Below are 25,377 nucleotides of genomic sequence, written 5' to 3'. Positions count from 1 at the left end.
GGCGGACCCGGCCGCCGGACTCAGTACTTGTAGGACTGGCCGCCGTCGATCGGGATGACGGCCGCGTTGATGAAGCCGGCATCGCCGGAAAGCAGGAAGGCGACCAGCTGGCCGACCTCCTCGGGCTTGCCGAAGCGCTTCATCGGGTTGGGCTCGACGAACGCCTGGCCGACCTGTTCCCAGTTTTCGGGGTCGATCTGCTTAAGTGACCCCTCGACCATGGGGGTCATGATGGCGCCCGGCGCGATGGCGTTGATCTGGATGCCGTGCTGGCCGTATTCGATGGCGGAGTTGCGGGTCAGGCCCACCACGCCGTGCTTGGCCGCGGCATAGCCGGACTGGTTGCCCACGCCGCGGATGCCGCCGACCGATGCGGTGTTCACCACTGCGCCGGAGCCCTGTTCGCGCATGGCCTTCAGGACGTGCTTGAGCCCGTAGAAGACGCCGGTGAGGTTGATTCCCACGACCTTGCCGAACTCCTCCGAGCCGAAGTCCTCGGTGGGGTTCTGCTTGCCTTCGATGCCGGCGTTGTTGAAGAAGCCGTCGATCGAGCCGAAGCGCGCCAGTGTTGCGGCGACGTAGTCCTGGACCTCGGGTTCGTTGGCGACGTTTGCCGTCAGGGAGAGGATCTCCGTGTCCGGGGCAACCGCGCGGATTTCCTTTTCGGTTTCCTGCAGTCCGGCGGCGTTCAGGTCGACCAGGGCCAACCTGCCCTTTTCCTTGGCGATCTGGATGGCGGCCGCCCGGCCCAGGCCCGAGCCTGCGCCGGTGATGATGACTGTCTTTTCCTCGAACCTTTGCATTTGGGTATTCCTTTCGGTGGATCTGGCGGGGATAACCGCCCATATACATGCAAACGCATAGACCTGCCGGAAGATTCCCTTGCGACAGGTCTATGCGGTATCCGAAGAAATTCACGCCCGGCCAAGGTGCAGTTCCCGCGGTCATGGGTTGCGGGAACTGCACCGGGAGGCCGTCCCGGGACGATCGGCCGGTACGGGTTTGGGTCAGGCCGTGGCGGTCTTGGGCGCCCCGGAGTGGATCTGTTCGAAGAACGCTGCGAGCTCCTCGGTGGCCCCCAGCGGGAGCACGTTGGCCACGTACTGGTCCGGGCGCACGACCACCATCACGCCCTCGCGGGACAGGCCGCGCTCGTCGAAGATGTCGGCGCCGGGAACCGTGCCGTAGACCTTTTCGTAGTCGGTGAGACTGAACGGGCCGACCTCGGGCTTGAAGACCGCGGGGACGGCGTTGATGTCGATGTCCTCGTGCTTCTGCTGGTAGATGACCTTCACGTCGAACCATGCGTCGGAATCGAGGCCCTCGGGGGTCGCGGCCAGCGGCGACTGCGGCGCGGTGGACAGCCACTGGGCCAGCTCCGCCACCGGGGAATCGGCCCCGGGGGCGGCGGGATCGGCGAAGACGTAGATGCGCCAGCGGCCGTCGGCGGTCGCGTGGTGGCCCAGCTGCATCGGGTTGGTGTCGCAGACGCGCGAGGCCATGGCCGACTTGAAGCGCTTGCCCACCGGGAAGCCGGCGGCCAGCTTCTGGTGAGTGGCCTCGCCGGTCAGCATGGAGGGCGCGTACTCGGTCATGAACCCGGCCGGGAACTCGGCGGTTCGCACGTAGAAGTCCTCGAGGTCCGAGGGGTTCTCGAAGTCCTCCGGCTTCTTGGCCATCATCGTGGACCATTCCTTGTCGAAGTCGATGAGGTTCTTCGCCACGACCTGGCGCTCGGCCGAGTAGGTGGACAGCAGGGACTCGGGGCTGCGGCCCTCGAGCACGTGGGCGAGCTTCCAGCCGATGTTGAAGCCGTCCTGCATGGAGACGTTCATGCCCTGGCCGGCCTTGGCGCTGTGCGTGTGGCAGGCGTCGCCGGTGATGAAGACGCGCGGGTTGCGGGTGCCGCGTTCCTCGGGCAGCACGTCGTCGAAGCGGTCGGTGAGTCGGTGGCCGACCTCGTACACGCTGCTCCAGGCCACGTTGCGCACGTCGACCGTGTAGGGGTGCAGGATCTTGTTGGCCTTGGCGATGACCTGCTCGATGGTGGTCTTGCGCACCGCGCCGTTGTCGTCCTCGGGCACGACGCCCAAATCGACGTACATGCGGAAGAGGTGCCCGCCCTCGCGCGGGATGTGCAGGATCGAGCCGCCGTCGTGGGACTGGATGGCGCACTTGAGCCGGATGTCCGGGAAGTCGGTGGAAGCCACCACGTCCATGACGCCCCAGGCATGGTTGGCCTGGTCCCCGGCCAGGGTGCAGCCGATCGACGCGCGGACCTTGGAGCGGGCGCCGTCGGCGCCGACGACGTACTTGGCGTTCACGATGCGCGTGGTGCCGGTGTCGGGCCCGGCGCTGCGCACCAGGGTGACCTTGACCGGGTAGTCGCCGGTCTCGGCGACCTCGAGCGTCTGGAAGTCCCAGCCGTAGTCGGGCACCAGCCGGGTGGGGGAGTTGTGGGCGACCTCGGCGAAGTAGTCGAGCACGCGGGCCTGGTTGACGATCAGGTGCGGGAACTCGCTGATGCCCACGGTGTCGTCCAGGGCGCGGCCGCCGCGGACGATGTTTTCGGGGTTCTCGGTGTCCGGGCGCCAGAACGCCATCTCGGTGATCCGGTAGGCCTCGGCGGTGATGGCCTCGGCGAAGCCGAAGGCCTGGAAGGTCTCGACGCTGCGGGCCTGGATGCCGTCGGCCTGGCCGATCTCCAGGCGGCCGCCGCGGCGCTCCACCAGCCGCGTGGTGATGTCCGGGAACTGGGAGAGCTGGGCGGCGGTGAGCATTCCGGCGGGACCGGAGCCCACGATGAGCACGTCGATGTTCTCGGGCAGCTCCTCAGGACGGTTGATGCCGACGCCGGCTGCTGGCTTGATACGCGGGTCACCGGATACGTAACCGTGGTGGTGGAACTGCACGGGCTTTCCTCACTTCGTCGAGTTCTGTCTGCGGCCGCCGCACCGTGTTCTATATTTGAACACTGGATTCTATAGTCGAACTTTGGCCTGTGATGTAGAACTCTACGGCAAAGGCGTCGCAGCTCACAAGTGCCGGTGGCGGGTAACGCAAAAGACCCCGTGCACCGTTGGGTGCGCGGGGACTCGCGGACCTCGACTGGTCCGAGAGCAGGGACTTGCCAAGGGGCTTAAGCAGCTGCGGGGCGCCGGGGAAAAATCCCCGACGCCCCGCAGCCTTTGGACGTGCCTAGCCGAAGTACTTCGGCAGCGTGGCCTCGTGGGCCTCGCGCAGCTCGGCCAGGTCCAGGTTGAACTGGCCCTGGATTTCCAGCGAGGTGCTCGCGGCGTCAACCACGCCGAGGCGAACCACCGGGAACTGGCGTGCGGTGGCCATGTCGTTGAAGCGGACCTCTTCGGAACGCGGAACCGCGACGATGGCGCGGGCCTGCGACTCGGAGAAGAGCGCGGTGAAGGCGTCGACGCCGTCGCGCTCGCACAGGTCATCCAGTGCCACGCGGGCACCGACGCCGTAGCGCAGCGCCATTTCGCCCAGGGCCGCGCCGAGGCCGCCCTCGGAGAGGTCGTGGGCCGAGTCGATCATGCCATCGCGCGAGGCGTTGATCAGGATCGCACCCAGGGTCTTCTCCGCTGCCAGGTCGACCTTCGGCGGCAGGCCGCCGAGGTGTCCGCGGATGTTGGCGAACTCCGAGCCGTCAAGCTCGTCGAAGGTGGTGCCCAGCAGGTAGATGGCCTGGCCGTCGGCATCCGCGCGCCAGCCCGAGGGGGTGCGGCGCTCGACGTCGTCGAACTTGCCCAGCATCGCCACGACCGGGGTCGGGTGGATCGGGGTGGATCCGGTCTGGTTGTACAGCGAGACGTTGCCGCCGGTGACCGGGACGCCGAGCTCAAGGCAGGCGTCCGAGAGGCCGCGAATGGCCTCTGCGAGCTGCCACATGACATCCGGGTCCTCGGGGGAGCCGAAGTTCAGGCAGTCGGAGACGGCCATCGGCACGGCGCCGGAGGTGGCGACGTTGCGGTAGGACTCGGCCAGGGCGAGCTGCGCGCCGTGGTACGGGTCCAGGAAGGTGTAGCGGCCGTTGGCGTCGGTGGCCAGGGCCACGCCCAGGCCGGTTTCCTCGTCAACGCGGATCACGCCGGCGTCGTCCGGGGCCGCCAGCGCGGTGTTGCCGCCGACGTAGCGGTCGTACTGGTTGGTGATCCAGGACTTGTCGCACATGTTCGGCGAGGCCATCAGCTCGACCAGGGCGGCCTTCAGCTCATCTCCCGTGGCAGGCAGGTTCGCTCCGGCTTCCGAGGACTTGAAGGTGTCGGCCTGCAGCGCATCCTGCCACTCGGGGCGGGCGTACGGGCGGTCGTAGAGCGGGCCGTCGTGTGCCACGGTGCGCGGGTCGACGTCGACGATGACTTCGCCGTCCCACTTGATGATCAGCCGTCCGGTGTCGGTGACCTCGCCGAGCCAGGAGTACTCCACGGCCCACTTGTCCATGGTCGCCTCGAAGGCCTCGATGTTCTCCGGGGAGACCACGGCCATCATGCGTTCCTGCGACTCGGACATCAGGATCTCGCCCGGGGTCAGGGTCGGGTCGCGCAGCAGGACGGAGGTCAGTTCGACCTCCATGCCGCCGTCGCCGTTGGAGGCAAGCTCCGAGGTGGCGCAGGAGATGCCGGCGGCACCGAGGTCCTGGATGCCCTCGACGAGGGAACCCTTGAAGAGCTCGAGGCAGCACTCGATGAGCACCTTTTCGGCGAACGGGTCGCCGACCTGCACCGCGGGGCGCTTGGAGGGCTTGGTGTCGTCGAAGGACTCCGAGGAAAGGATCGAGGCGCCGCCGATGCCGTCGCCGCCGGTGCGGGCGCCGAAGAGCACGACCTTGTTGCCCTTGCCCGATGCGTTGGCCAGGCGGATATCCTCGTGGCGCATGACGCCAACGGCCAGCGCGTTGACCAGCGGGTTGCCCTGGTAGACGGAGTCGAAGACCATTTCGCCGCCGATGTTCGGCAGACCCAGCGAGTTGCCGTAGCCGCCGATGCCGGCGACCGCACCGTGGATCACGCGTGCGGTGTCCGGGTGGTCGATCGCGCCGAAGCGCAACGGGTCCATCACGGCGACCGGGCGGGCGCCCATGGAGATGATGTCGCGCACGATGCCGCCGATGCCGGTTGCTGCACCCTGGTACGGCTCGATCATCGTCGGGGAGTTGTGCGACTCGATCTTGAAGGTCACGGCCCAGCCGTCGCCCAGGTTGGTCACACCGGCGTTTTCGCCGATGCCCACGAGCATGTCCTTCTTCATTTCCTCGCTGACCTTGTCGCCGAACTGGCGCAGGTGGTTCTTGGAGGACTTGTAGGAGCAGTGCTCGGACCACATGACCGAGTACATGGCCAGTTCCGCGGCGGTGGGGCGGCGGCCCAGGACCTTGACGACCTCTTCGAACTCGTTCTGCTTCAGGCCGAGCTCGGCCCAGGGCAGTTCGGTCTCCGGGGTGGCCGCGGCGTTGGCCACGGTGTCCATGTTGAACTTCTTCTGCTCGGTGGTCTGCTCTGCGGCGCTCACTTCTGGCCTCCAACAAGGTGGGTCAGGACGGAGGTGAAGAAACCCAGTCCGTCGGTTCCGGTGTGGTCGGGGCCGAATCCGGCCTCCACTGCGTGCTCCGGGTGGGGCATGAGGCCCACCACGTTGCCCGCGGCATTGGTGATGCCTGCGATGTTGCGGCGCGAACCGTTGGGGTTCCAGCCCACGTAGCTGAACGCCACGCGGCCCTCGGCCTCGAGGGCGTCAAGGGTCTTTTCGTCGGCCACGTACTGGCCGTCCTGGTTCTTGAGCACGATGGTGATTTCCTCACCCTTCGCGTACTGGTTGGTCCAGGCGGTGGCGTTGTTTTCCACGCGCAGGACCTGGTCGCGGCACAGGAACTTCAGGTGATCGTTCTTGATCATGGAGCCCGGCAAAAGGTGCGATTCGGTCAGGATCTGGAAGCCGTTGCAAATGCCCAGGACCGGCAGCTTGGCGTCCGAGTTCGCGGCGTCGATGATCTTTGACATCATCGGTGCGAAGCGGGAGATCGCGCCGGCGCGCAGGTAGTCGCCGTAGGAGAAGCCGCCGGGAATGACCACGGCGTCGACGTCGGCCAGGTCGGCATCGGCGTGCCACAGGGACACTGCCTCGGCGCCGGCCAGGCGCACGGCGCGGGCGGCGTCGCGGTCATCGAGGGTGCCCGGGAAGGTGACGACGCCGATGCGGGCGCCGGACAGCGCGGCGACGGGCGTCGAATAGTCGCCGATCAGGGGAAGTTCGGTTGCGCTCATTAGTCTGCGACAACCTCGACGTTGACAACGTCCTCGATGACCGGGTTCGAGAGCAGCTTTTCGGCCGCTTCGCGGGCCTGGGCCAGAATCTCCTCGGTGACCTCACCGTCAACGGTCAGTTCAAAGCGCTTGCCCTGGCGAACCTGGCTGAAAGCGGTGAAGCCAAGGCGGGGAAGTGCGCCGACGATGGCCTTGCCCTGCGGGTCAAGGATTTCGGGCTTGGGCATAACATCAACAACGATCCGGGGCATCCGGGTTCTCCTGTGCGCGAGGGGTGGTTAATCGCCCGCGGACGTGCCGTCTCACGCCAAGGGTGGGGGCGCTCCGCGAGCTTGCCTGCCCAGTCTACCGGCACGGGGTGCTTCCACTGGTTTTGTGTCGGGTTGCCACCGGCCCTGGAGGGCAGGCTGCCTCCCGTTAATCCGTCGATCCAAGTGCCATTAAGCTTGTTCAATGGAAAAAGATACGCGTTGCCCCTGCAATTCCGGGGAAACCTACGAATCCTGCTGTGGCCGATATCACCGGGGGTTCGCTGATCCGAACGCCCCCGCGTGGCCGGGAACCGCCGTGGCGCTGATGCGCTCGCGCTTCAGCGCCTTCGCCCTGGGCCTTGACGAATTCCTGCTGGCAACGTGGCACCCGGAAACGCGTCCGGACGAGCTGGAACTGGACGAAGCGATCGTCTGGGGTGCCCTGGACATCATCCGCACCGAGGCCGGAGGGCCCTTCGACACCCGCGGCGTCGTCGAGTTCGAGGCACACTACCGCCTGCTGAACCAGTCGGGTTCCCAGCGAGAGGTCAGTCAATTCGTGCGCGAGGCCGGCCGCTGGTACTACGTCGACGCCGCGGAGTAGGACCCGGCGGAGAATGATTTGTTGAGCAGGCCTGTTGGGGGACACTCGGGCGGCAAGATCGTGTTGACGGAGTTCACCAGCTAGCCCCGGAGCCCCGGCTTGTCCGGTTCGCCCGCGCCTACGTTCCCCGGTATGCCGAGGGGACGAGGTGTTCAATGGCAATGCGTGCTGCCTCGGCAATGAGGGTGTCATCGTGCGCGGCGTCCGGTGTGGCTCGGGTGGAGAGAACTGCCATGCAAATGGGGTGGCCCGCCGGCGGGTAGACGATGCCGATGTCGTTTCGGGTGCCATAGGCCCCCGCGCCGGACTTGTCGCCAACCGTCCACCCTGCGGGAAGGCCCGCGCGGATCAACTTGTCACCCGTTGCGTTCCCGGCCAGCCAATTGTTCAGGATCCTCTGCTTGTCTGCCGGGAGGGCGTCCCCGAGGGCGTACCGCCCGAGGCTGCCGGCCAGGGCCCGCGCCGTGCTGGTGTCACGCGGATCTCCCGGAATGGCGCTGTTGAGCGCCGTCTCGACACGGTCCATCCGGGTGACGGTATCGCCAAGGTCCCGCAGCTTCCGGTTCAACCCCTCCGGCCCGCCCAGGGCGTCGAAGAGCAGGTTTCCCGCGGTGTTGTCCGAGCGGCGGGCGGCCGCGTCACACAGCGCCCGCATCGTCATTCCCTCTTTGACGTGGTTCTCCGTGACGGGGGAGTACTCCACAAGGTCCCCGCGCGTGTAGTGGACGACCTCCTCCAACTCCGGGACGCTGCGTTGGCCGAGCACGGCGGCGGCGGCCAGCGCCTTGAACGTGGAGCAATATGCAAAGCGCTCATCGGCCCGGAACGCCACCGACGCGGCGGTGCGCGAATTCACGGCGTAGATCCCCAGCCGTGCACCATACCGGTTTTCCAGCTCCCTGAACCCGGAATCACGGTCCAACGAACCCGGCGGTGCCTGCGAGGTCGGTGTCGATGCCCGCGCCGGCGCGCCCCCGGCCAAGGGGACGACCGCCGTGGACAACAGCAAGGCACGCCGGGAGAACGCGCCGGAAGAATGGGAGGCCATGCTTCAGGCTTCCATGCCCGGGGCGGGCCTGGCAACCCCTCCCGGGCCATGAATGCCCAAGCCATCGTGATCTGGCCCGACGCCCGGTGACGCCGAGTCCCGTCTACTGGTCCAGGGTGACGGTGCGCAGGTCCAGGCGGCGCAGCACCCGGTCCACCAGCTCGGGGTCGTTGCCCGGCTCGTTGCGGGCCCTGAGCATTTCCCCGCGGGCCGCATCCAGTGCCTCGCGCTGCACGTCGTCCATGACCGTGAGGATCTGCTTCAGGCGCAGCATCTTCTCCGGGTCGGCCTCGAAGTCCGCCTCGAGGATGGTGTGCAGGGAGGAGATGCGCCGGGCCAGCGCGTCGCGGCGCTTCTGCGGCAGCTTGGCCGCGGCCGGGGACCGCTTCATGGTCTCCAGGGCGACCTTTTCCGCGCGGCGCGCCAGCGAACGCTGCCGGCGCTCCTCGGCGGCGTGGTCGTTGGGCAGCTTCAGCGAGCGCATCAGCGCCGGCAGGGTCAGCCCCGGGAGCACCAGGGTCACGATGAGCACGGCGCAGGCGGTGGCCACGACGAAGTTCCGGCCCTCCAGCGGCTGCCCGTCGGCCATGGTGGTCGGCAGCGCGAGGGCCAGGGCGAGGGTCGCCAGGCCGCGCATGCCGCACCAGGACAGCACCAGGACCTCCTTGAGCGAACCCGGGGTCCTGGACTGGCGCTCGGTTCCGCCGATCTTGTACATCGCCATCATCCAGATGAAGCGCACCAGCACGACGGTGGCGCAGATGGCGGCAATGCCCGGGATGAAGGTCAGCAGGTTCTTGCCCTCGTCCTGGATGATGTAGCGCATTTCGATGCCGACCAGGCCGAAGGCGACGCCGGTGGTCAGCAACTCCACCACGTCCCAGAAGGCGGTGCGGGTCAGGCGCTCCTCGGAGTCCTGCGGGCGCGCCCGGCGCCCGAGCTCGAGCGCGGTGACCACCACGGCGACGACGCCGGAGAAGTGGACCTGCTCGGCCAGCAGGTATACGGCGTAGGGCGCCACCAGGGTGGCGGCCGAGCGGGCCACCAGGTTCGGGACGAAGCGGTTGAGCGTGCCGATGCCCCAGGCCATGGCCAGGCCCAGCACGATGGCGCCGGCCGCGCCGATGAGGAACTTCGGCACGACGTCCCAGCCGACCTCGCCCCCGCTCGTGGCCGCGGCGACGGCGGCCTGGAAGATCACGATGGCCATGGCGTCGTTGAACAGGCCCTCGGTCTGCAGCACGGTGACCAGCCGGCGGCGCATCTTGACCTTGCTGGCGATGGCCTCCACCGCGACGGGGTCCGGCGGGGCGACGATGGCGCCCAGCGCGATGGCCAGCGGCAGGGCCATGGCCGACACCATGAGCCAGGCGACACCGGCAACGGCGGCGGTGGTCGCCACCACCAGCAGCACCGCCAGCAGCACCAGCGAGCGCCAGCGCAGCCGGAAGATCGACCAGGAACTGCGCTGGGCCGCTGCATAGAGCAGCGGCGGCAGGAAGAGCGGAAGAATGAGCTCCGGGTCGATGTGGACCTCGGGGATGAACGGCAGGAACGCCGCCGCGGCGGAGAAAAGCAGCATCAGGATGGGGTAGGGGAGGCGGATGCGCTCGCCCAGCCCGACCACCAGCACCGTCCCGAACAGCAAGCCGACCAGCAGCAGCAGGAATTCCATGGGTGTCGCCTCGCTCTTTCGTGTTGCCCCAAGTTTTTCACAACTCGGTTTCAGCGAGGTTAAGCGCCACGTGTGTGCCCGCACGCACAAGGGGCGGGGACCGGTTTCCCGGCCCCCCGCCCCCTGTGTGGCGTGTTGCCTTGTTCTCGTGCCGCGCTTCCTAGCCGATGCCGATGGCGCCGACGAGCACGCCGACACAGAGCATCACCAGGGAGACGACCAGGGCGCGCCAGAGAACCTTCTTGTGGTGGTCGCCCAGGTCGACCTTGGCCATCGAGACCAGCAGCAGGATCGCGGGCACCAGCGGCGACTGCATGTGGACCGGCTGGCCGGTGATCGAGGCGCGCGCCATGTCCACGGCGGGAATGCCGTAGTGGGCGCCGGCCTCGGTGAGCACCGGCAGGATGCCGAAGTAGAACGCGTCGTTGCTCATGAAGAACGTGGCGGGGATCGAGATGATGCCGGTGAGGATGGCCAGGTACGGGCCCATCGAGGTCGGGATCACCTCGACCAGCCAGGCGCTCATCGCATCGACCATGCCGGTGCCCGAGAGCACGCCGGTGAGCACCGCGGCGGCAAGCACCATGGAGACCACGGCGATCACCGAGGAGGCGTGGGAGGCAATCATCTTGGCCTGGTCGGAGATCTTCGGGAAGTTCACCAGCAGGGCCACGGCGGTGCCGATCATGAACAGGTAGGACAGCGGCATCAGGTCCAGGATCAGCAGCACGAAGATGGCCACGGTCATCGAGAGGTTGAACCAGAACAGCTTCGGGCGCAGGGTCTCGCGGGTCGGGTCCAGGACCGTGCCGTTCATGGTGGCGGTTTCGGTGCCGTCGCCGCGCACCGCGACCTTCTCCAGCAGGGCGACGCCGCGGCCGCCGGCCGGGGTCTTGGTGCTGGCGGAATCGCCGGTGCCGGACGTGCCGCCGGCCATGACCGAACCCGGGCCCCAGCGCAGCGGGTCCTCGCGCTGCAGGCGCTTGCGCTCGGAGATGCCCATGGCCCAGGCGAAGCCGAAGACGACAACCAGACCGATTGCCAGTGCCGGGATCATCGGGACGAACACGTCCGAGGCATCCACGTGCAGGGCGGCGGCGGCGCGGGCGGTCGGGCCGCCCCAGGGGACGATGTTCAGCGTGCCGTTGGTCAACCCGGCCACACAGGTGAGCACCACCGGGCTCATGCCCAGGCGCAGGTAGATCGGCAGCAATGCGGCGGTGACCACGATGAAGGTGGTGGAGCCGTCGCCGTCCAGCGAAATCAGGCCGGTGAGCAGCGCGGTGCCCATGACGACCTTGGCCGGGTCGTTGCCGACCAGCTTCAGGATGCCGTCGACCAGCTTGTCGAAGAGCCCCACGTCGATCATGATGCCGAAGTACATGATGGCGAACATCAGCAGGGCGGCGGTTCCGGACATGGACTTCACGGCGTCCATGACCATGTCGCCGAGTCCCAGGCCGGCGCCGGCGAACAGGCCGAAGACGGTTGGCACGATGATCAGCGCCAACAACGGGGTCATGCGCTTGGTCATGATGAGCGCCATGAACGTGGCGACCATCAGGAACCCGAGTGCTACCAGCATGGGGGTCTCCTTCTAGGGTGTTGCGAATTACGCGAGTGAGGGGAGTCGGTGCCTGTGGGGGCCGGAAGCGTTGGCCGCCCGATGCACCGCGGATATACACGCTACGTGGTGCGCATCACGCCGGTGTGGTTGTGCCCACAAAGCGCCGTTCTTCCCCTAAATCCTTTTTTGCTCATAAAGCCCACCGGGGTCCTAAACTGTTTGCATGCCCCAAGAGCCAAAGCCCTCCCGCGGCTTCGCCGCCAGGATCATGAGCCTGCAGTTCGCGGTGGTGGGATTGATGATCCTCGCCGCCGCGGCCGGTGCCATGTGGGTCACCGTCGAGCGCGTCAACGAGCAGGCCCAGGAGCGCGCCCTGGCCATTGCGCGCACGCTGGCCGCCGACCCCGAGATCCGGGCGCAGGTCAAGGGCTACGCCGAAGACGGCTCGCTGGACGCCGGGGCGTTGCGCGCCGGGTACGTGCAGCAGGCGGCGGAGGCGGTGCGCGTGCGCACCGGCGCCTTCTTCGTCGTGGTCACCGAGGACCGCGGGATCCGGCTGGCGCATCCGACCCCCTCCCAGCTGGGCCAGCGGGTCTCCACCGATCCCGTCGCGCTCTCGGGCCAGGAGTCGGTTTCCCGCGAGCACGGGACGCTGGGCGAATCGGTGCGCGCCAAGGTGCCGGTCTTCGCCCCGGAGGCGGACACCGTGGTCGGGGAGGTCAGCGTCGGGGTCGGGGTGCAGGAACTGGCGGCGCGGCTGCGCACCGCCGGCATCTGGGTGTTCGGGCTCGGGCTTGCTGCCCTGGGCCTTTCCGCGGCGTCGACCCGCTGGCTGGTGCGCCGGCTCAAGGCCCAGACCCTGGGACTGGAACCGGCCGAAATGGCGCAGCTGCTGCGGGACCGCGACGCGGTGCTCTACGGGGTGGCCGACGGCGTCATCGGCATCGGCCCCGACGGCCGGGTGAGCGTGCGGAACCGCGCCGCGCGGATCATGCTGGGGCTGCCGCACCGCCACGAATCGGCCGACATCATCGGGCTGCCGTACACGCGGGCCCGCTTGCCCGCGCCGCTGGTTGCGGCCATCGGCACCTGCGACGGCGCCACGCTGCGCCTGGAAACCGAGCACGCGGCGCTGGTGGCCACGGTGCACCCGGTGCGGCGCGACGGCATCGACCTGGGGCAGGTGGTGCTGCTGCGCGACGTGACCACCATCGAGACCCTCGGTTCGCGGCTTGACGCGGTGGAGACCATGGCCTCGGCCCTGCGCGCCCAGCGCCACGAGTTCGCCAACCGGCTGCACACCATTTCCGGGCTGCTGCACCACGGGGACGTGGCCGAGGCCCGGGACTACCTCGGCGAGGTCATCGCCTCCGGGCCGGTGCGCGAGCCGGTGCAGAACCTCGAGGCCATCGAGGACACCTACCTGCGGGCCTTCCTCGGGGCCAAGGGCGTCCAGGCGTACGAGCGCGGCGTGGTGCTGCGGGTGGGGGATGCCAGCGCGCTCTACGGAAGCCTCATCGACGCACAGGACGCCACCGCGGTGCTGGGAAACCTGATCGACAACGCGCTGCGTGCCGCGGTCCAGGGCCCGGCCCCGCGCTGGGTCGAGGTCGACCTGCTCTCCGAGGGCACCACGCTTCACCTTGCGGTCGCCGATTCCGGGGCGGGGGTCGAGCCCGGGCTCGACGTCTTCGCCGAAGGCGTCAGCACCGGGGCCCTGCCCGGTTCCCCGGAACGCGGCCAGGGCGTGGGGCTGCCGCTGGTGCGCCGCCTGGCCCGCACCCGCGGGGGCGAGGTCTGGATCGCCGACCCCGGGGGCGCCCGCGCGGACGCCGCGGCACCCGGGGAAACCGAACATCCCGCCGCCGGCGCGGTCTTTGCCGCCCGCCTGCCCGGGGTGCTGTCCACCGATGCGGGATCTCCCGAAAGGACCAATGCACGATGAACGAGAACGCCGACTACAAGGTCCTGGTCGTCGACGACGACTTCCGGGTGGCTGCGCTGCATGCCGGCTACGTCGACGAGGTGCCGGGATTCCGCGCGCTGGCTCCGGTACACGACGCCCGCATGGTGCCCCGCGCGGTAGCCGAGGGGAAGCCGGACCTGCTGCTGCTAGACGTCTACCTGCCGCAGGGCTCGGGGCTTGACCTGCTGGCGAGTCTCGACGTGGACGCCTTCGTGCTCTCGGCGGCCACCGAGGTCGACGCGGTGCGCACCGCCATCCGGCGCGGCGCGCTGGGGTACCTGGTCAAGCCCTTCGACCCGAAGGTGCTCGCCTCCAGGCTGCGGGCCTATGCCCGCTACCGCCGGCAGCTGGACACCGCCGCCGGACTGGACCAGCAGGCCATCGACCGGGCGCAGCGCACCCTGCTGGCCGGTGAGGAGGCCGGTTCCGCAGTGGCGACGCCCACCGAACAGGCCGTGCTCGCGGCGGTCGCGGCCGCGGGGGAGCCCGCGACCGTCATGCAGGTGGTCACCGCGGTGGGGATTTCCCGCGCCACCGCCCAGCGCTACCTGGCCAACCTGGTCCAGGCTGGATCGCTGCGCCTGGAACTGGCCTACGGCAGCCGGGGCAGGCCCGAGCACCGCTACCTGGCGCAGGACTGAACCGGGCGCCCTATTGCAGTGACCCGGTCGGCTGGTCGACCAGCAGGGGCAGTGCGGCGGTCCAGTCGGAGATCCCGCAGCCGTCGCGCAAGTCGAAGTTGCGTGCCACGGCGCGGCCGCCAAGGGTGCCGCTGACCTGGGCAACGGCGGGGCCGCCGTATTGCTGGGTGCACATCCGGGTGGCGTTGGCCGCCGGCGGGACGAGGAGCTGGGGGCTGGCGTCCAGCAGCGCGCAGGCCGCCGCGGCGCGCGGATGTTCGCCCTGTTCCAGGGCCAAGGGTCCGTTGCACAGCAGGTGGTAGCGCGCGCTTTCATCGGTGCCGTTGGCCCGGATCGAGATCTGCAGGTCGGCGGTCGGCGCCTGGCTGGAGGACGGCGAGCCCGGCGACCCGCCGGGCCCGCCGGCATCGGCGCATCCGGCGAGGACGGCGCCCGCGCCAAACAGCATCGCCGGGACGATCAACCTCTTGCGTTGCCGCATACTTGCTCCACCGATCCGGTGCCGTGCCGCGGCCTGCTGGCGGCGGTCTGCCTTAAGTCTGTGGCAGCGGCACGGATTGGGCAACGGCCAAAAGCCGCTCGCGCAACACCTGTGCCCGGTCGGCAAAGTCCTTTTGGAGCCGCACGTACTCGGCCTTGCCCGAGGGTGTCTCGATCGCGATGGGCCGGTGCCCCCAATCGGACAGGTCGTAGGGCGAGGCCTGCATGTCCATCGTGCGGATGTCCCACGCCAGGTCGAAACAGTCCATGACGAGGTCGCTGGGCACCGCGGGGGTGAGTTTGTAGGCCCACTTGTACAGGTCCATGTTGGCGTGCAGGCAGCCCGGCTGCTCCAGGTCCCGCTGGGTCTCGCGGGTCGGCTGCAATTCATTGAGCGGCACGGCCTGCGGCGTGTAGAACCTGAACGCGTCGAAGTGCGTGCAACGGATCTTGTGTTCCTCGACCACCGCGTCGGTCCCCGCGGCACCCAGGCGCAGGGGCAGGTATTCGTGCCGGATCCCGTTGTCTGCCGACTTGTAGGCCATTGCCCATTCGTGCAGGCCGAAGCAGGCGAAGTTGGCGGCTCGGGCGGCCGTCCCGGCCAGAATGACATTGGCGAAGCGGATGGCCTCGGTGCGGGCCTGCGCAAACGCCTCGAGGTCGACCGTGTAGCCGCGCTGGCCGGTCTCGGGATGCAGCACCTCGCGATAGAACTTCCAGTTCTCGCGCTCCCTGGCGCTGTCCCCTGAAAGCACCACTCCGGGACCCGGATGCCAACGATAAAGCTGTCCGGGTTTCTGGGTGTAATAGGTAAAGAGGAAGTCCTCGATCGGGTGCTTCTGGCGTTTCATCCGGCGCTCGGTGAACGGCTCGCCAAAGTGCTTCGCGCGCGCCTGATGGGCGGCGGCAAGCGGCAGCCACTGCTCTTCGGGGAGCCAGTCAAGCGGGGAAGGGAGCATCCAATCATTATCGCCGGGCTGGCCGGGAAAGCCTTAATTCTCGGACTAAACCAAACTATGGAACGAACTTTGTCAAGACCTCCACGCAGCATTGTGGATAACCGTAAAGTGTTGTTGACGTGCTCGTTTGGAGAAAATGTCTTTGTTTTTCGCCCTTCTTTTTGAAGATTTTCGAGCGTAGAATGGAGGTATGTTCGATGAATATCCAAGTGGAGCTTCCAGAGGCGAACCTCCCGACGAATACTTTCCGAATCTACCCGGCAGCGGTCGCCCGCCGGTTCCGGGACGAAGCCACGAGGATGACCTGGCGTTCTTGAGATATGTGCGCGACGGATTGGCCGCCCTCGATACGGGTGGCACCGCCAAGGAGCATCACGAGAAGATCGCCCTGGCCGAGGAGGTCAAGGGCGCTGCGGCCGGGGCCCAGGTCATGGCCGCGACGATGCTCGAGGCGGACGTCGTGGCCCGGCGGACCGAAGCCGGGGTGAGGGAAAACAACCCGTCCTATGGGGTCGGGGCACAAGTCGCCTTGGCGCGGCGCGAATCACCGGAACAGGGCAGAGCATTCCTTGGCTTCTCCGGCCGCCTGATCGCAGATCTGCCTTTCACCCTCATCGCCTTGACTCGCGGCAAAATCGGCGAGGCCCAAGCACGGAACATTGACCGTGAAACTGAGAACCTGCCCTCGGCGCAGCGTGGTGAGATCGATGCTGCCTTGCTGCGCGATCCGGAAGGTCTGAAGGGCCTGTGCGTGCGTGCAGTCATTGACCGGGTCCGTCGGCTCGCCTACGAGTACGACAGTTCCGACGCGCTGACGCGCCTGGAGGAAGCCAAATCCCGCCGGTACTTGGCGGTTTTCCCGGCCCGGGATGCGATGATGCAGGTCGCTGGGATGCTCTCGGTTGAGGACGGGCTGGCGATCCGCCAAGCACTCACTGCCGAAGTGGAGAGGCTCAAATCGGCCGGCGACGAACGAACACGATCCCAGATCATGGCAGATGTCGCGGTGGACCGGATCACCGGCAGGTCCCGCGCCGAGGGCACCAGACTTATGGTGCACGTGGTGATGACCGATCGGACCCTGTTCCAGGGTGGAAGTGAACCGGCTTTCCTGGAAGGCTACGGCACCGTTCCTTCCACTTGGGCCAGGATCATGGTCGGCGGACGCGACCCGCAGGACCGGGAACGCCGTCGCGCACAGGTGTCGCTGAAGCGGCTCTACACCCACCCTGACACAGGGGCCCTGGTGGGCATGGATTCAAGGTCCCGCCAATTCCCCAAGTCGCTCAAGGACCTGATCCGCATCCGTGACCAGTATTGCCGCACCCCCTACTGCAATGCGCCGATCAAGAACTTCGACCACGTGGTCCAACACAGCCGCGGCGGACCGACCAGTGAGGCCAATGGGGCAGGGCGATGTGCCAGCTGCAACCAAACCAAGGAACAGGACGGCTGGGAAGAGCAGGTGGTGGACACCGGCGGGCGGCACACGATCTTGATCACTACCCCCGCCGGGGCCCAATACACATCCACTGCCCCGCCATTGCCCGGCACCGTCGGCTAAGTGCCGCCACGCTTTTCAACGCGGCACCACGCCCACTACCAAAAACGGTCCGTGGCACCGAAGACACGCGCATCTGCATGTCTTCGGTGCCACGGACCGCGTGGCGTTAAGGGGTGTCGGCCCTAGCGGCCGGTGCCACCGTAGACGGTAGCCTCGTCCTCGGCGTCCAGGTCGAATGCGGCATGGATCGCACGCACCGCGGCGTCGAGCTTGTTGGCGTCGGTGACGATGGAGATGCGGATTTCCGAAGTGGAAATCATATCCACGTTCACGCCTGCCTGGTGCAGGGCCTCGAAGAAGGTGAACGAAACGCCTGGGTTCGAACGCATGCCGGCGCCGATGAGGGAGAGCTTGCCAACGTTCTCGTTGTAGGAGATGTCCTCGAAGCCGATTTCCGCCTGGGCGGAACGCAGCGCCTCCTTCACGTGCTTTCCATCGACCATGGGAAGCGTGAAGGAAATGTCGGTGCGGCCGGAGCCGGAAGTCGAGAAGTTCTGGACGATCATATCGATGTTGGCGTGGGCGCCGGCAATGACACGGAAGATCTGGGCGGCCTTGCCCGGGATGTCGGGCACGCCGACAATCGTGACCTTGGCTTCGGAGCGGTCGTGGGCGACACCGGAAATGATGGGCTGTTCCAAGGGTTCTCCCTCTTGAATCTTGATCTGGTCATCGGGGCTGGGCAGGACCCAGGTTCCCTCATTGGTGCTGAATGAGGATCGCACATGAAGCGGAACCCCAAAACGACGCGCATATTCAACGCAACGCAGGTGTAGGATCTTGGCGCCGGAAGCCGCCATCTCCAGCATTTCCTCGCTGGAAATGGTATCGATCTTGCGGGCCGCCGGAACCACGCGGGGATCGGCGGTGTAGATGCCATCGACATCGGTGTAGATCTCGCAGACATCGGCGCCCAGGGCGGCGGCCAGCGCCACTGCGGTGGTGTCCGAACCGCCGCGACCCATGGTCGTGATGTCGTTGGATTCCTTGCTCATCCCCTGGAAGCCGGCGACGATGGCAACGTAGCCGCGGTCGATGGCGCGGCGCACGCGCTGCGGGGAAACCTCAATGATGCGGGCCTTGCCGTGGATGGCATCGGTCAACATTCCGGCCTGTGAGCCGGTGAATGAAGCGGCTTTGGCGCCCAGCCCGTCGATGGCCATGGCCAGCAGGGCCATGGAGATGCGTTCGCCGGCAGACAGAAGCATGTCCATCTCGCGGGCGGGAGCATCTTCGGTCAACTGTCCAGCAAGGTCGAGCAACTCGTCGGTGGTGTCGCCCATGGCGGAAACCACTACGACGACGTCGTGGCCGGCGGACTTGGTGTCAATAATCCGACGGGCAACACGTTTGATGCCTTCGGCATCTGAAACGGAAGATCCGCCGAATTTCTGGACAATCAGGCTCATGCGTCAGCACACTCCATGGGACGGGAACAGGTGGGACTTCGATGGGCGCAGCAGCTATTGGCGCCGAACCCATATTAGCCATTGTGATGCACAGGAAGCCCAATGCGTGACCGTTCTAGGTCATAAAGAACGGTTTGGCTGGTCTATTTGCTCGGTTGGGTGTCGTCGAGGTCACCTTGGATGGGCGCGGGGCCAGCACTGACACTGGGAGAATACTATTTGGTAACACGTTGGATAAAAGCGTGACACGGGTGAGTCGGCTACGTAGCGTGAAGACATTGGGTGGGGACTTCGAAACTACTTACGGTGGGGGAACTCATGAATACCGTCATATCGGACCCGGGCGGGACGCCGGGGCAGCAAAAAGAATCTGACACGGGGATCATCGCGCAGGGCCTTGCCCGCTCCTTTGGAACCGTGCAGGCCGTGCAGAGCATCGACTTCCGTGCCGCGCCGGGAGAGGTTACCGCGCTGATCGGACCCAACGGTTCGGGCAAGACCACCTTGTTGCTGATGCTGGCATCGCTTTTGCGGCCGGATGCCGGAACCATCAGGATCCAGGGCCTCGACCCGGCGGGTGACCCCCGGGCGGTGCGCGCCCTTTTGGGCTGGATGCCCGACACTCTGAGTGTTTGGGAGAGCCTGTCCAGCAGGGAGATCCTCACCACCGTCGCAGCGCTCTACGGCATCGGCAAAACGCAGGCAAGGATGCGGGCCGCCGAATTGTTGGAAGTGGTGAACCTCGGGCAACTGGCGGACACCCCGGCCCGAGTTCTCTCACGCGGACAGGCCCAGCGGCTCTCGCTGGCACGGGCGCTGATCAATGATCCGGCGGTGCTGCTACTTGACGAGCCCGCTGGTGGGCTGGACCCCGGTGCACGCGTTCAGCTACGCACGCTCCTGCGTCAGCTCGCCGACAGCGGAAAGACAGTGGTGATTAGCTCCCACGTCCTGGTGGAACTCGATGAAATGGCCGATGCAGCGGTGTTCCTGTCCAAGGGGAGGACCGTGCGCAGCCAGAGGCTCGCCGAGGTTTCGCCCCAGGGACGCGGATACACCATTTCGAGTCTCGACCTCGATGCCCTGCGACGCGGGCTGGAGGCAAACAGCCTCGACGCCTCATATGAACCGAACATGGAAAACACCGGCGGACTAGCCAAAGTAAAGCTCCCCGGGGAAATGCAGGCCGCAGCACTGCTGGGTTTGCTGGTCGGCGCCGGCGTCCCCATTACAGCCTTCGCACCGTCGTCGGGTCTTCTCGAGGAGACCTACCTGAGCCTTGAGGATGAAATGCCATGAGTACCTTCACCCCCACGCCCACGGCAGCCCCCGCACCTGTCTTGGGATATTTTGCCGGCATCGGCACCGTTTTCGGACTGGAAATCCGGCAGCGCCTCCGTAATCGTGGCTGGTACATCATGCTGGGCATTTGGTTTGTGGTGGTTGCCGCGGTCGTGGGCCTCGCCGCGTTGAGCGCCGCGGAGGGCGAATTCGGACCCGGGCAGGTGATGTTCGAGCTGGTGATCGCGTTTGTGTTGTTCTTTGGGATGCTCATCGCTCCGGCACTGAGTGCCAACTCGGTCACCGGGGACCGGGCCAACGGGACCCTGGCGGTCCTGCAGAACACACTGCTCACTCCGGGGCAGCTGCTTTGGGGTAAGTGGCTGGCCTCATGGGCGGCGTCACTGGGTTTCCTGGTCGTGACGATCCCGCTGATCGCGTGGGCCATGACGTATGGCGACGTTTACCTGCCGGCGGTCCCGGTGATGCTGGGTATGTTGGCACTGCAATTGGCCGTGGTCTGCGCACTCGGTGTCGGGGTTTCGGCACTGGCCAACCGCACCCTGTTCGCCGTCATGGTCACCTACCTGCTGGTGGCAATGCTGGGCATCGGCACCCTGATCGCCTACGGGCTGAGCATGCAGCTGGTGAGGACCGAAGTCCAGGTGTCCAACCAGGTTTGGCCCGAGGAGTACGTGTCCGAGAATTCGTATGTCGAGTGGGACGAGAACAATTACACCTGCGAGGCGCGGACCTACCCGCAGGAAACCTTCGCCACGGATCGAATCACCTGGCTTCTGGCGGCGAACCCCTTCGTCGTGGTGGCCGACGCCGTGCCGCGGGCGCCGGTGGCGGAAGATCCAGCGATGATCTCGGGGATCGGTCCCATGGGCGGGATCAGTACGGGCGTGCGCTATTCGCAGGCGGGTCCCGCCTACCAAGTGGCCTGCCTGAACGGGGTCAAGAACACCGAGCTGCCGCCGGCCCCCGACCCCCTGTGGCCGCTGGGACTCGGAATCCAGGCGTTGCTGGCCGGCGGTATCCTGGCCGCCGGCCGCAACCGGCTGAAGACCCCCGCCGGCAAGCTCGCCTCCGGCACCCGGATCGCCTAACCGAGGCGGCCCGGGGCCAGGCAGGCGGCCCGGCCCCGGGCCACCGCCTATGCTGGAGGAAAACCAGCAAGTTCAAAGAAGCACTCGAAGATTGGAAGCCCCTTGTCAGTCGATGAAGCGCCCGGCCTGGAAGCGGACGACGACGATACCGTGCCCGGCGGTGTCCAATCGGTGGACCGGGCTCTGGCGATTCTGGAAATCCTCGGGCGAGACGGAAGTTCCGGAGTTGGCGAGGTGGCCGAGGAGCTGCAGATCCACAAGTCGACGGCCTCCAGGCTGTTGGCATCTTTGCTGGCCCGCGGCATGGTCCTGCAAAACACCAACCGGGGAAAATACGAGTTGGGTTTCGGCATCCTGAAGCTGGCCAGCACCATTCCCGGCCGGCTTTCGCTGGTGGGCGCGGCCCGCCCGGTCCTCGAGTCGTTGGCCGAGGATTACAAGGAGACGGTCAACCTTGCGGTGTTGCGCGAGCAATACGCGGTGAACGTCGACCAGGCCATGGGCCCCTCGACCCTGGCTACCTACGACTGGCTGGGCAGCCTCACTCCTCTGCATGCGACTTCCAGCGGCAAGGTCCTGCTGGCGGCCCTCGGCGCCGATGAACGCGGCCGGATATTGAAGGCCACCAAGCTTCCCCAGCGCACCGCCAACACCATTCGCACCCGGGCGGCGCTCGAGAAAGATCTGTTGCAGGTTGTGAAGAACGGCTATGCCCAGGCCCGCGAGGAATTCGAGATGGGCATCAATTCCATTGCGGTGCCGGTGCGCAACCACCTCGGTGTGGTCGTCGGGGCCCTCAGCGTCTCGGGCCCGACGTTCCGCTTCGACCCCGAGAAGGATCAGGGCCTCATCGATGGACTCAAGAGGGCGGGGCTAGAGGTCAGCGCTTCGCTGGGATACACCTCCGGCTGAATCTCCGGCCCGGTTGCCACCCGTGCGACGTCGCGAGTGCGCCCGGCATGACCGCGTGATCTGACTTCGATGGCATTCGTGCCCGGCGTCCCCCGTGCATGGGCCCCGACGCACCTTCTGTGCTGCCCCGGATCCGGCAGGCGCCCGGATCGTTGCGGCCAACTTCCGGACCTGGCCGGGTCCGCCTGGACCATCCCGCAGGAATCGCAACGCGCTGCAATGGAGGCCAACGGTTTGGATTGCGCTAGGCGCAACAAGCGTCATTTAGCGCAATTCACACGTATTACGCCATTGCGTTAATCCCGGAGCAGGGGGCCCGAAGGCAGTCGTGGGGCCCCATTTGGCGCCCAAGGCAGTGATTCAAGGGGTAGGCCGCGTGAACGAAACCCTTGACTTTACAAAGTGAGATGCGCCACTGTTGTTGCTCAGGACGCAGTCTGTTGATCATTGCGAGACACTCTTCGTCATCTGGACCACCTGACAAACCACCGAACGGGGATGGACGCGCGATGCATGAAGCCTGCACCTTGAGCCATGCGGTCCCTGCCGACGGCCTTCGCCCGGATAGCGCATCCGCGAATGCCCTGTTCCCGTTGTTCGACTCGAAGTCGAGGATGCGGCCGGGAGTGCCCGACATCCGCCCTCGGCGCCGGATCTTTCCCTCGCGCAGCTTCCGCCCCGGATAGCGTCCGGCAAGGGGCACACCGCCTCGGCCCACGGCACCACCTGGCTCCACTGACGATTCGCATCCCCCAGGCAAAGGATTACCCCATGGCAGTGAACACCGACGAAACCCTGTCCGAAGAACCGGAGGGGCCGGATACCTACCTGGCCGAGGACCCTGACGCATTGCACCAGCCACCGGACGACACCGCGATCCTGCAGGAGCTGAAGGACAGCGAGTCGGAGCGGAAATCCACCCGGATGATCGCACGCCTGCCCGAGGGGCTGGACAAGGTCACTTTCGGCGTTGCCGGGGCCTTCGCCTTGGGGTTCGTGGTCTGGGGTCTGGCCAACACCGCTTCGCTCTCGGCGGCCTCCAACGTGGCGCTCTCCTGGGTCACCGAGAACACCGGGTGGTTCTTCGTCTCGCTGGCCTCGTTCTTCGTGGTCTTTGTCCTCTGGCTGGCCCTGGGCCGGTTCGGAAACATCCCGCTGGGGCGCGACGGGGAAAAGCCCGAGTTCCGCACCGTCTCCTGGATCTCCATGATGTTCAGCGCCGGCATGGGCATCGGACTCGTTTTCTACGGGGTGGCCGAACCCCTTTACCACTATGTTTCCCCGCCGCCGGGAACCGTCGACGGGAGCACTCCGGAGGCCATCCAGACGGCGATGGCGACGTCCATCTTCCACTGGAGCATCCACCCCTGGGCGATGTTTGCGGTGGTCGGCATCGCGATGGCCTACTCGACTTTCCGGCTGGGGCGCCGGCAGCTGATCTCCTCCGCCTTCACCTCGTTGTTCGGCCCGCGCGTCGAGGGACCCGCAGGCAAGATCGTGAACATCCTGGCGATCTTCGCCACGCTCTTCGGCACCGCCGCCTCGCTGGGGCTTGGAGCCATGCAAATCGCCAGCGGCATCGAATTCAACGGCTGGGTCGGCCATGTCGCCTCGCCGGTGCTGGTCGGCGTCATCGCGGTGCTGACTGCCTGCTTCGTGATCTCCGCCGTCTCGGGGATCTCCCGCGGAATCCAATGGCTTTCCAACATCAACATGGTCCTGGCCCTGCTGCTGGCGGTGCTTGTCTTCGTGCTGGGTCCGACCTTGCTGATCCTGAACCTGGTTCCCTCGGCCATCGGCGACTTCGTCCGCGACCTGCCCTCCATGGCCTCGCGCACCGAGTCCGCCGGCGATGAAGCGGTGCGCGAGTGGATGTCGGGCTGGACTATCTTCTACTGGGCCTGGTGGGTTTCCTGGGCCCCGTTTGTGGGCATGTTCATCGCCCGGATCAGCCGCGGACGTACCATCCGCCAGTTCGTCACCGGCGTGCTGCTGGTCCCGTCCCTGGTCTCCGTCATCTGGTTTTCGATCTTCGGCGGTGCCGCCTTCGACGTCCAGCTCAAGGCCGAGGCCTCCAACGGTGCGACCGGCTCGATGGTGGACATGGTCGACGGGGAACCCTCCATCGATTTCGAGGGCGCCATGTTCGACCTGATCCACCACCTGGGCGCATCTCCGGGCGTCACCCTGGCCATCGCCATCCTGGCCATGGTCCTGGTCGGCATCTTCTTTGTCACCGGGGCCGACTCCGCCTCGATCGTGATGGGCTCGCTGAGCACCAACGGGCGCCTGGAACCCTCCAAGCGCGTGATCGTGTTCTGGGGAGTCCTCACGGGTGCGGTTGCCGCCATCATGCTGCTGGCCGGCGGGGACGACCCCGGGGAGGCGCTGAACGGACTGAAGAACATCACGATCGTCTCCGCGCTTCCCTTCGCCGTCGTCATGTTCATCCTGTGCATCGCCCTGGTCAAGGACCTGCGCCGCGACCCGCTGGCACTGCGCAAGAAGCTGGCCGACTCGGTGGTCGAGAGGGCCATCCGCAGCGGAGTCGACGAACACGGCGGGGTGCCCTTCGAGCTGGTCACCAGGCACGACTGCACCGACGCCTGTGCCTCCGGGGACCAGTGTCCGGGCCGGGGCGCCGACTCGTGACACTCTTCGACGAGGCACACACCACCACCAACCCACCTCAATCCACCTTTCAGCGAGCCAAGGGAGCAAACACCGTGACCACCATGACCCACGAGCAGCCAGTGACCGTCGACGCCACGCACCCGCGCAGCGTCCGCTTCGTCCTCACCCTCTCCTGCCCCGACAAGCCCGGCATCGTGCGGGCCGTGACGGGATTCCTCGACGATGCCGGCTTTGACATCGCCGAGCACCAGCAATTCGACGACCATGTCGGAGGCAGGCTCTTCCTGCGCACCGCGCTGGCCGGAGGGGACCCGGAGGTCACCGCCGGGGAACTGGAAACGGCATTCGGGGAGCTGGCGGGGCAGTTCGACATGGACTTCGCATTCCACGACGGGCGCGCCCAGCGGGTGCTGGTCATGGTCTCGAAGTTCGGGCACTGCCTCAACGACCTGATCTACCGCTGGCGGACCGGCACGCTCGGTGCCGAACTGGTCGGCGTCGTCTCCAACCACGAGGACCTGCGTCCCATGGCCGAGGCCGCCGGGCTGCCCTTCACCCACATCCCGGTCACCGCCGACACCAAGCCCGCCGCCGAGGCCCGGCTCCAGGAGGTCATCGCCGACCACCGGGCGGACGTGGTGGTGCTCGCCCGCTACATGCAGGTCCTCTCCAACGAGCTGACCGCCGCGCTGCACGGACGGGCCATCAACATCCACCACTCCTTCCTGCCCGGTTTCAAGGGCGCCAAGCCCTACCACCAGGCATACGCCCGCGGCGTGAAGATGGTGGGGGCCACAGCGCACTACGTCACCGAGTCCCTCGACGAGGGCCCGATCATCGAACAGGAGGTGTTCCGGGTCGACCACGTTCCGGACGCAGACGCGCTGGCACGGATCGGGCGCGACGCCGAGGCGCAGGCCCTGGCCCGTGCCATCACCTGGCATTGCCAGCACCGCATCCTGCTCAACAACACCCGCACCGTCGTCTTCCGCTAAA

20 protein-coding genes and 1 pseudogene are annotated in these 25,377 nt (G+C 66.7%); 10 read left to right on the top strand and 11 right to left on the bottom strand.

Annotation, left to right across the window (positions count from 1 at the left end; all coding sequences use genetic code 11):
• Window positions 1–20: 20 nt before the first annotated feature.
• The 5 genes from KRR55_RS09455 to purS form a co-directional block, all read right to left on the bottom strand.
• Window positions 21–803, bottom strand: a complete 783-nt coding sequence (locus KRR55_RS09455) for an SDR family oxidoreductase (RefSeq protein ID WP_217388838.1) — start codon at window positions 801–803, stop codon at window positions 21–23.
• Between the two features lie 204 nt (window positions 804–1,007).
• Window positions 1,008–2,912 (bottom strand): FAD-binding monooxygenase, encoded by a 1,905-nt coding sequence (locus tag KRR55_RS09450; RefSeq protein WP_217388837.1) that lies wholly within the window; start codon window positions 2,910–2,912, stop codon window positions 1,008–1,010.
• Between the two features lie 286 nt (window positions 2,913–3,198).
• Complete coding sequence (gene purL, locus KRR55_RS09445; RefSeq protein ID WP_217388993.1) at window positions 3,199–5,484, bottom strand: phosphoribosylformylglycinamidine synthase subunit PurL; 2,286 nt, start codon at window positions 5,482–5,484, stop codon at window positions 3,199–3,201.
• Between the two features lie 38 nt (window positions 5,485–5,522).
• Entirely contained in the window at window positions 5,523–6,278 is a 756-nt protein-coding gene (gene purQ / locus KRR55_RS09440) for a phosphoribosylformylglycinamidine synthase subunit PurQ (protein ID WP_217388836.1), read from the bottom strand.
• On the bottom strand, window positions 6,278–6,529 hold the full coding sequence (purS, locus tag KRR55_RS09435; RefSeq protein ID WP_168151981.1) for a phosphoribosylformylglycinamidine synthase subunit PurS: 252 nt from the start codon (window positions 6,527–6,529) through the stop codon (window positions 6,278–6,280). The genes purQ and purS overlap by 1 nt, the downstream gene beginning before the upstream one ends.
• Window positions 6,530–6,731: 202 nt before the next feature.
• On the opposite strand from purS, the pseudogene KRR55_RS20655 reads away from it, so the two are divergent.
• Both KRR55_RS20655 and KRR55_RS09430 read left to right on the top strand, forming a co-directional pair.
• Window positions 6,732–6,794 (top strand): annotated as a pseudogene (locus tag KRR55_RS20655) (SEC-C metal-binding domain-containing protein); the annotation flags it as partial.
• Window positions 6,795–6,845: 51 nt separating this feature from the next.
• Entirely contained in the window at window positions 6,846–7,133 is a 288-nt protein-coding gene (locus tag KRR55_RS09430) for a YchJ family protein (RefSeq protein WP_336245091.1), read from the top strand.
• Window positions 7,134–7,251: 118 nt separating this feature from the next.
• On the opposite strand, the gene bla is transcribed toward KRR55_RS09430, so the two are convergent.
• The 3 genes from bla to KRR55_RS09415 form a co-directional block, all read right to left on the bottom strand.
• Window positions 7,252–8,181, bottom strand: coding sequence for a class A beta-lactamase (gene bla, locus KRR55_RS09425; protein ID WP_217388834.1), 930 nt, complete (start codon window positions 8,179–8,181; stop codon window positions 7,252–7,254).
• 103 nt (window positions 8,182–8,284) lie between these two features.
• The gene (locus KRR55_RS09420) at window positions 8,285–9,856 is read right to left on the bottom strand and encodes a Na+/H+ antiporter (RefSeq protein ID WP_217388833.1); all 1,572 of its coding nucleotides are present in this window, start codon (window positions 9,854–9,856) and stop codon (window positions 8,285–8,287) included.
• Between the two features lie 160 nt (window positions 9,857–10,016).
• A complete protein-coding gene (locus KRR55_RS09415; RefSeq protein ID WP_217388832.1) occupies window positions 10,017–11,441 on the bottom strand; it encodes a CitMHS family transporter in 1,425 nt (474 codons plus the stop codon).
• Window positions 11,442–11,646: 205 nt separating this feature from the next.
• Between KRR55_RS09415 and KRR55_RS09410 the strand changes: the two genes are divergently transcribed.
• Both KRR55_RS09410 and KRR55_RS09405 read left to right on the top strand, forming a co-directional pair.
• Window positions 11,647–13,368: a sensor histidine kinase gene (locus KRR55_RS09410; protein ID WP_217388831.1), complete on the top strand. Its 1,722-nt coding sequence runs from the start codon at window positions 11,647–11,649 to the stop codon at window positions 13,366–13,368.
• Complete coding sequence (locus KRR55_RS09405; RefSeq protein ID WP_217388830.1) at window positions 13,365–14,030, top strand: response regulator transcription factor; 666 nt, start codon at window positions 13,365–13,367, stop codon at window positions 14,028–14,030. The genes KRR55_RS09410 and KRR55_RS09405 overlap by 4 nt, the downstream gene beginning before the upstream one ends.
• A gap of 10 nt (window positions 14,031–14,040) precedes the next feature.
• On the opposite strand, the gene KRR55_RS09400 is transcribed toward KRR55_RS09405, so the two are convergent.
• Together KRR55_RS09400 and KRR55_RS09395 are read right to left on the bottom strand one after the other, a co-directional pair.
• Window positions 14,041–14,511: an SSI family serine proteinase inhibitor gene (locus KRR55_RS09400; protein WP_217388829.1), complete on the bottom strand. Its 471-nt coding sequence runs from the start codon at window positions 14,509–14,511 to the stop codon at window positions 14,041–14,043.
• Window positions 14,512–14,563: 52 nt separating this feature from the next.
• A complete protein-coding gene (locus KRR55_RS09395; RefSeq protein ID WP_217388828.1) occupies window positions 14,564–15,469 on the bottom strand; it encodes a 3-methyladenine DNA glycosylase in 906 nt (301 codons plus the stop codon).
• 322 nt (window positions 15,470–15,791) lie between these two features.
• Here KRR55_RS09395 and KRR55_RS09390 point away from each other — a divergent pair, with 322 nt between their 5' ends.
• Window positions 15,792–17,033, top strand: coding sequence for an HNH endonuclease (locus KRR55_RS09390; protein WP_336245090.1), 1,242 nt, complete (start codon window positions 15,792–15,794; stop codon window positions 17,031–17,033).
• Between the two features lie 122 nt (window positions 17,034–17,155).
• Here the strand turns inward: KRR55_RS09390 and KRR55_RS09385 are convergent, their stop codons facing one another.
• Entirely contained in the window at window positions 17,156–18,442 is a 1,287-nt protein-coding gene (locus KRR55_RS09385) for an aspartate kinase (RefSeq protein ID WP_217388826.1), read from the bottom strand.
• Window positions 18,443–18,760: 318 nt separating this feature from the next.
• Between KRR55_RS09385 and KRR55_RS09380 the strand changes: the two genes are divergently transcribed.
• The 5 genes from KRR55_RS09380 (at window position 18,761) to purU (ending at window position 25,376) form a co-directional block, all read left to right on the top strand.
• Window positions 18,761–19,741, top strand: a complete 981-nt coding sequence (locus KRR55_RS09380) for an ABC transporter ATP-binding protein (protein ID WP_217388825.1) — start codon at window positions 18,761–18,763, stop codon at window positions 19,739–19,741.
• A complete protein-coding gene (locus KRR55_RS09375) occupies window positions 19,738–20,835 on the top strand; it encodes an ABC transporter permease (protein WP_217388824.1) in 1,098 nt (365 codons plus the stop codon). Before KRR55_RS09380 ends, KRR55_RS09375 begins: the two co-directional genes overlap by 4 nt.
• Before the next feature lie 102 nt (window positions 20,836–20,937).
• Entirely contained in the window at window positions 20,938–21,747 is an 810-nt protein-coding gene (locus tag KRR55_RS09370; RefSeq protein ID WP_217388823.1) for an IclR family transcriptional regulator, read from the top strand.
• Between the two features lie 771 nt (window positions 21,748–22,518).
• Window positions 22,519–24,399 carry a BCCT family transporter gene (locus tag KRR55_RS09365; RefSeq protein WP_217388822.1) on the top strand — a complete coding sequence of 627 codons (1,881 nt, stop codon included), beginning with the start codon at window positions 22,519–22,521 and terminating at the stop codon, window positions 24,397–24,399.
• 83 nt (window positions 24,400–24,482) lie between these two features.
• The gene (gene purU / locus KRR55_RS09360) at window positions 24,483–25,376 is read left to right on the top strand and encodes a formyltetrahydrofolate deformylase (protein WP_217388992.1); all 894 of its coding nucleotides are present in this window, start codon (window positions 24,483–24,485) and stop codon (window positions 25,374–25,376) included.
• Window position 25,377: the final 1 nt, after the last annotated feature.

The organism is Paeniglutamicibacter quisquiliarum, from assembly GCF_019084045.1.
Classification (GTDB): domain Bacteria; phylum Actinomycetota; class Actinomycetes; order Actinomycetales; family Micrococcaceae; genus Paeniglutamicibacter; species Paeniglutamicibacter quisquiliarum.
This window is presented reverse-complemented; position numbering and strand designations above follow the sequence as displayed.

What these genes read in the sequence shown, in the direction of transcription:
- purU (WP_217388992.1), top strand. Translation starts at nt 24,483, where the DNA reads ATGACCCACGAGCAGCCAGTGACCGTCGACGCCACGCACCCGCGCAGC.
- KRR55_RS09455 (WP_217388838.1), bottom strand. Translation starts at nt 803, where the DNA reads ATGCAAAGGTTCGAGGAAAAGACAGTCATCATCACCGGCGCAGGCTCG.
- KRR55_RS09395 (WP_217388828.1), bottom strand. Translation starts at nt 15,469, where the DNA reads ATGCTCCCTTCCCCGCTTGACTGGCTCCCCGAAGAGCAGTGGCTGCCG.
- KRR55_RS09405 (WP_217388830.1), top strand. Translation starts at nt 13,365, where the DNA reads ATGAACGAGAACGCCGACTACAAGGTCCTGGTCGTCGACGACGACTTC.
- bla (WP_217388834.1), bottom strand. Translation starts at nt 8,181, where the DNA reads ATGGCCTCCCATTCTTCCGGCGCGTTCTCCCGGCGTGCCTTGCTGTTG.
- KRR55_RS09380 (WP_217388825.1), top strand. Translation starts at nt 18,761, where the DNA reads ATGAATACCGTCATATCGGACCCGGGCGGGACGCCGGGGCAGCAAAAA.
- purS (WP_168151981.1), bottom strand. Translation starts at nt 6,529, where the DNA reads ATGCCCCGGATCGTTGTTGATGTTATGCCCAAGCCCGAAATCCTTGAC.
- KRR55_RS09420 (WP_217388833.1), bottom strand. Translation starts at nt 9,856, where the DNA reads ATGGAATTCCTGCTGCTGCTGGTCGGCTTGCTGTTCGGGACGGTGCTG.
- KRR55_RS09400 (WP_217388829.1), bottom strand. Translation starts at nt 14,511, where the DNA reads ATGCGGCAACGCAAGAGGTTGATCGTCCCGGCGATGCTGTTTGGCGCG.
- KRR55_RS09415 (WP_217388832.1), bottom strand. Translation starts at nt 11,441, where the DNA reads ATGCTGGTAGCACTCGGGTTCCTGATGGTCGCCACGTTCATGGCGCTC.
- purQ (WP_217388836.1), bottom strand. Translation starts at nt 6,278, where the DNA reads ATGAGCGCAACCGAACTTCCCCTGATCGGCGACTATTCGACGCCCGTC.
- KRR55_RS09385 (WP_217388826.1), bottom strand. Translation starts at nt 18,442, where the DNA reads ATGAGCCTGATTGTCCAGAAATTCGGCGGATCTTCCGTTTCAGATGCC.
- KRR55_RS09410 (WP_217388831.1), top strand. Translation starts at nt 11,647, where the DNA reads ATGCCCCAAGAGCCAAAGCCCTCCCGCGGCTTCGCCGCCAGGATCATG.
- KRR55_RS09365 (WP_217388822.1), top strand. Translation starts at nt 22,519, where the DNA reads ATGGCAGTGAACACCGACGAAACCCTGTCCGAAGAACCGGAGGGGCCG.
- purL (WP_217388993.1), bottom strand. Translation starts at nt 5,484, where the DNA reads ATGGACACCGTGGCCAACGCCGCGGCCACCCCGGAGACCGAACTGCCC.
- KRR55_RS09375 (WP_217388824.1), top strand. Translation starts at nt 19,738, where the DNA reads ATGAGTACCTTCACCCCCACGCCCACGGCAGCCCCCGCACCTGTCTTG.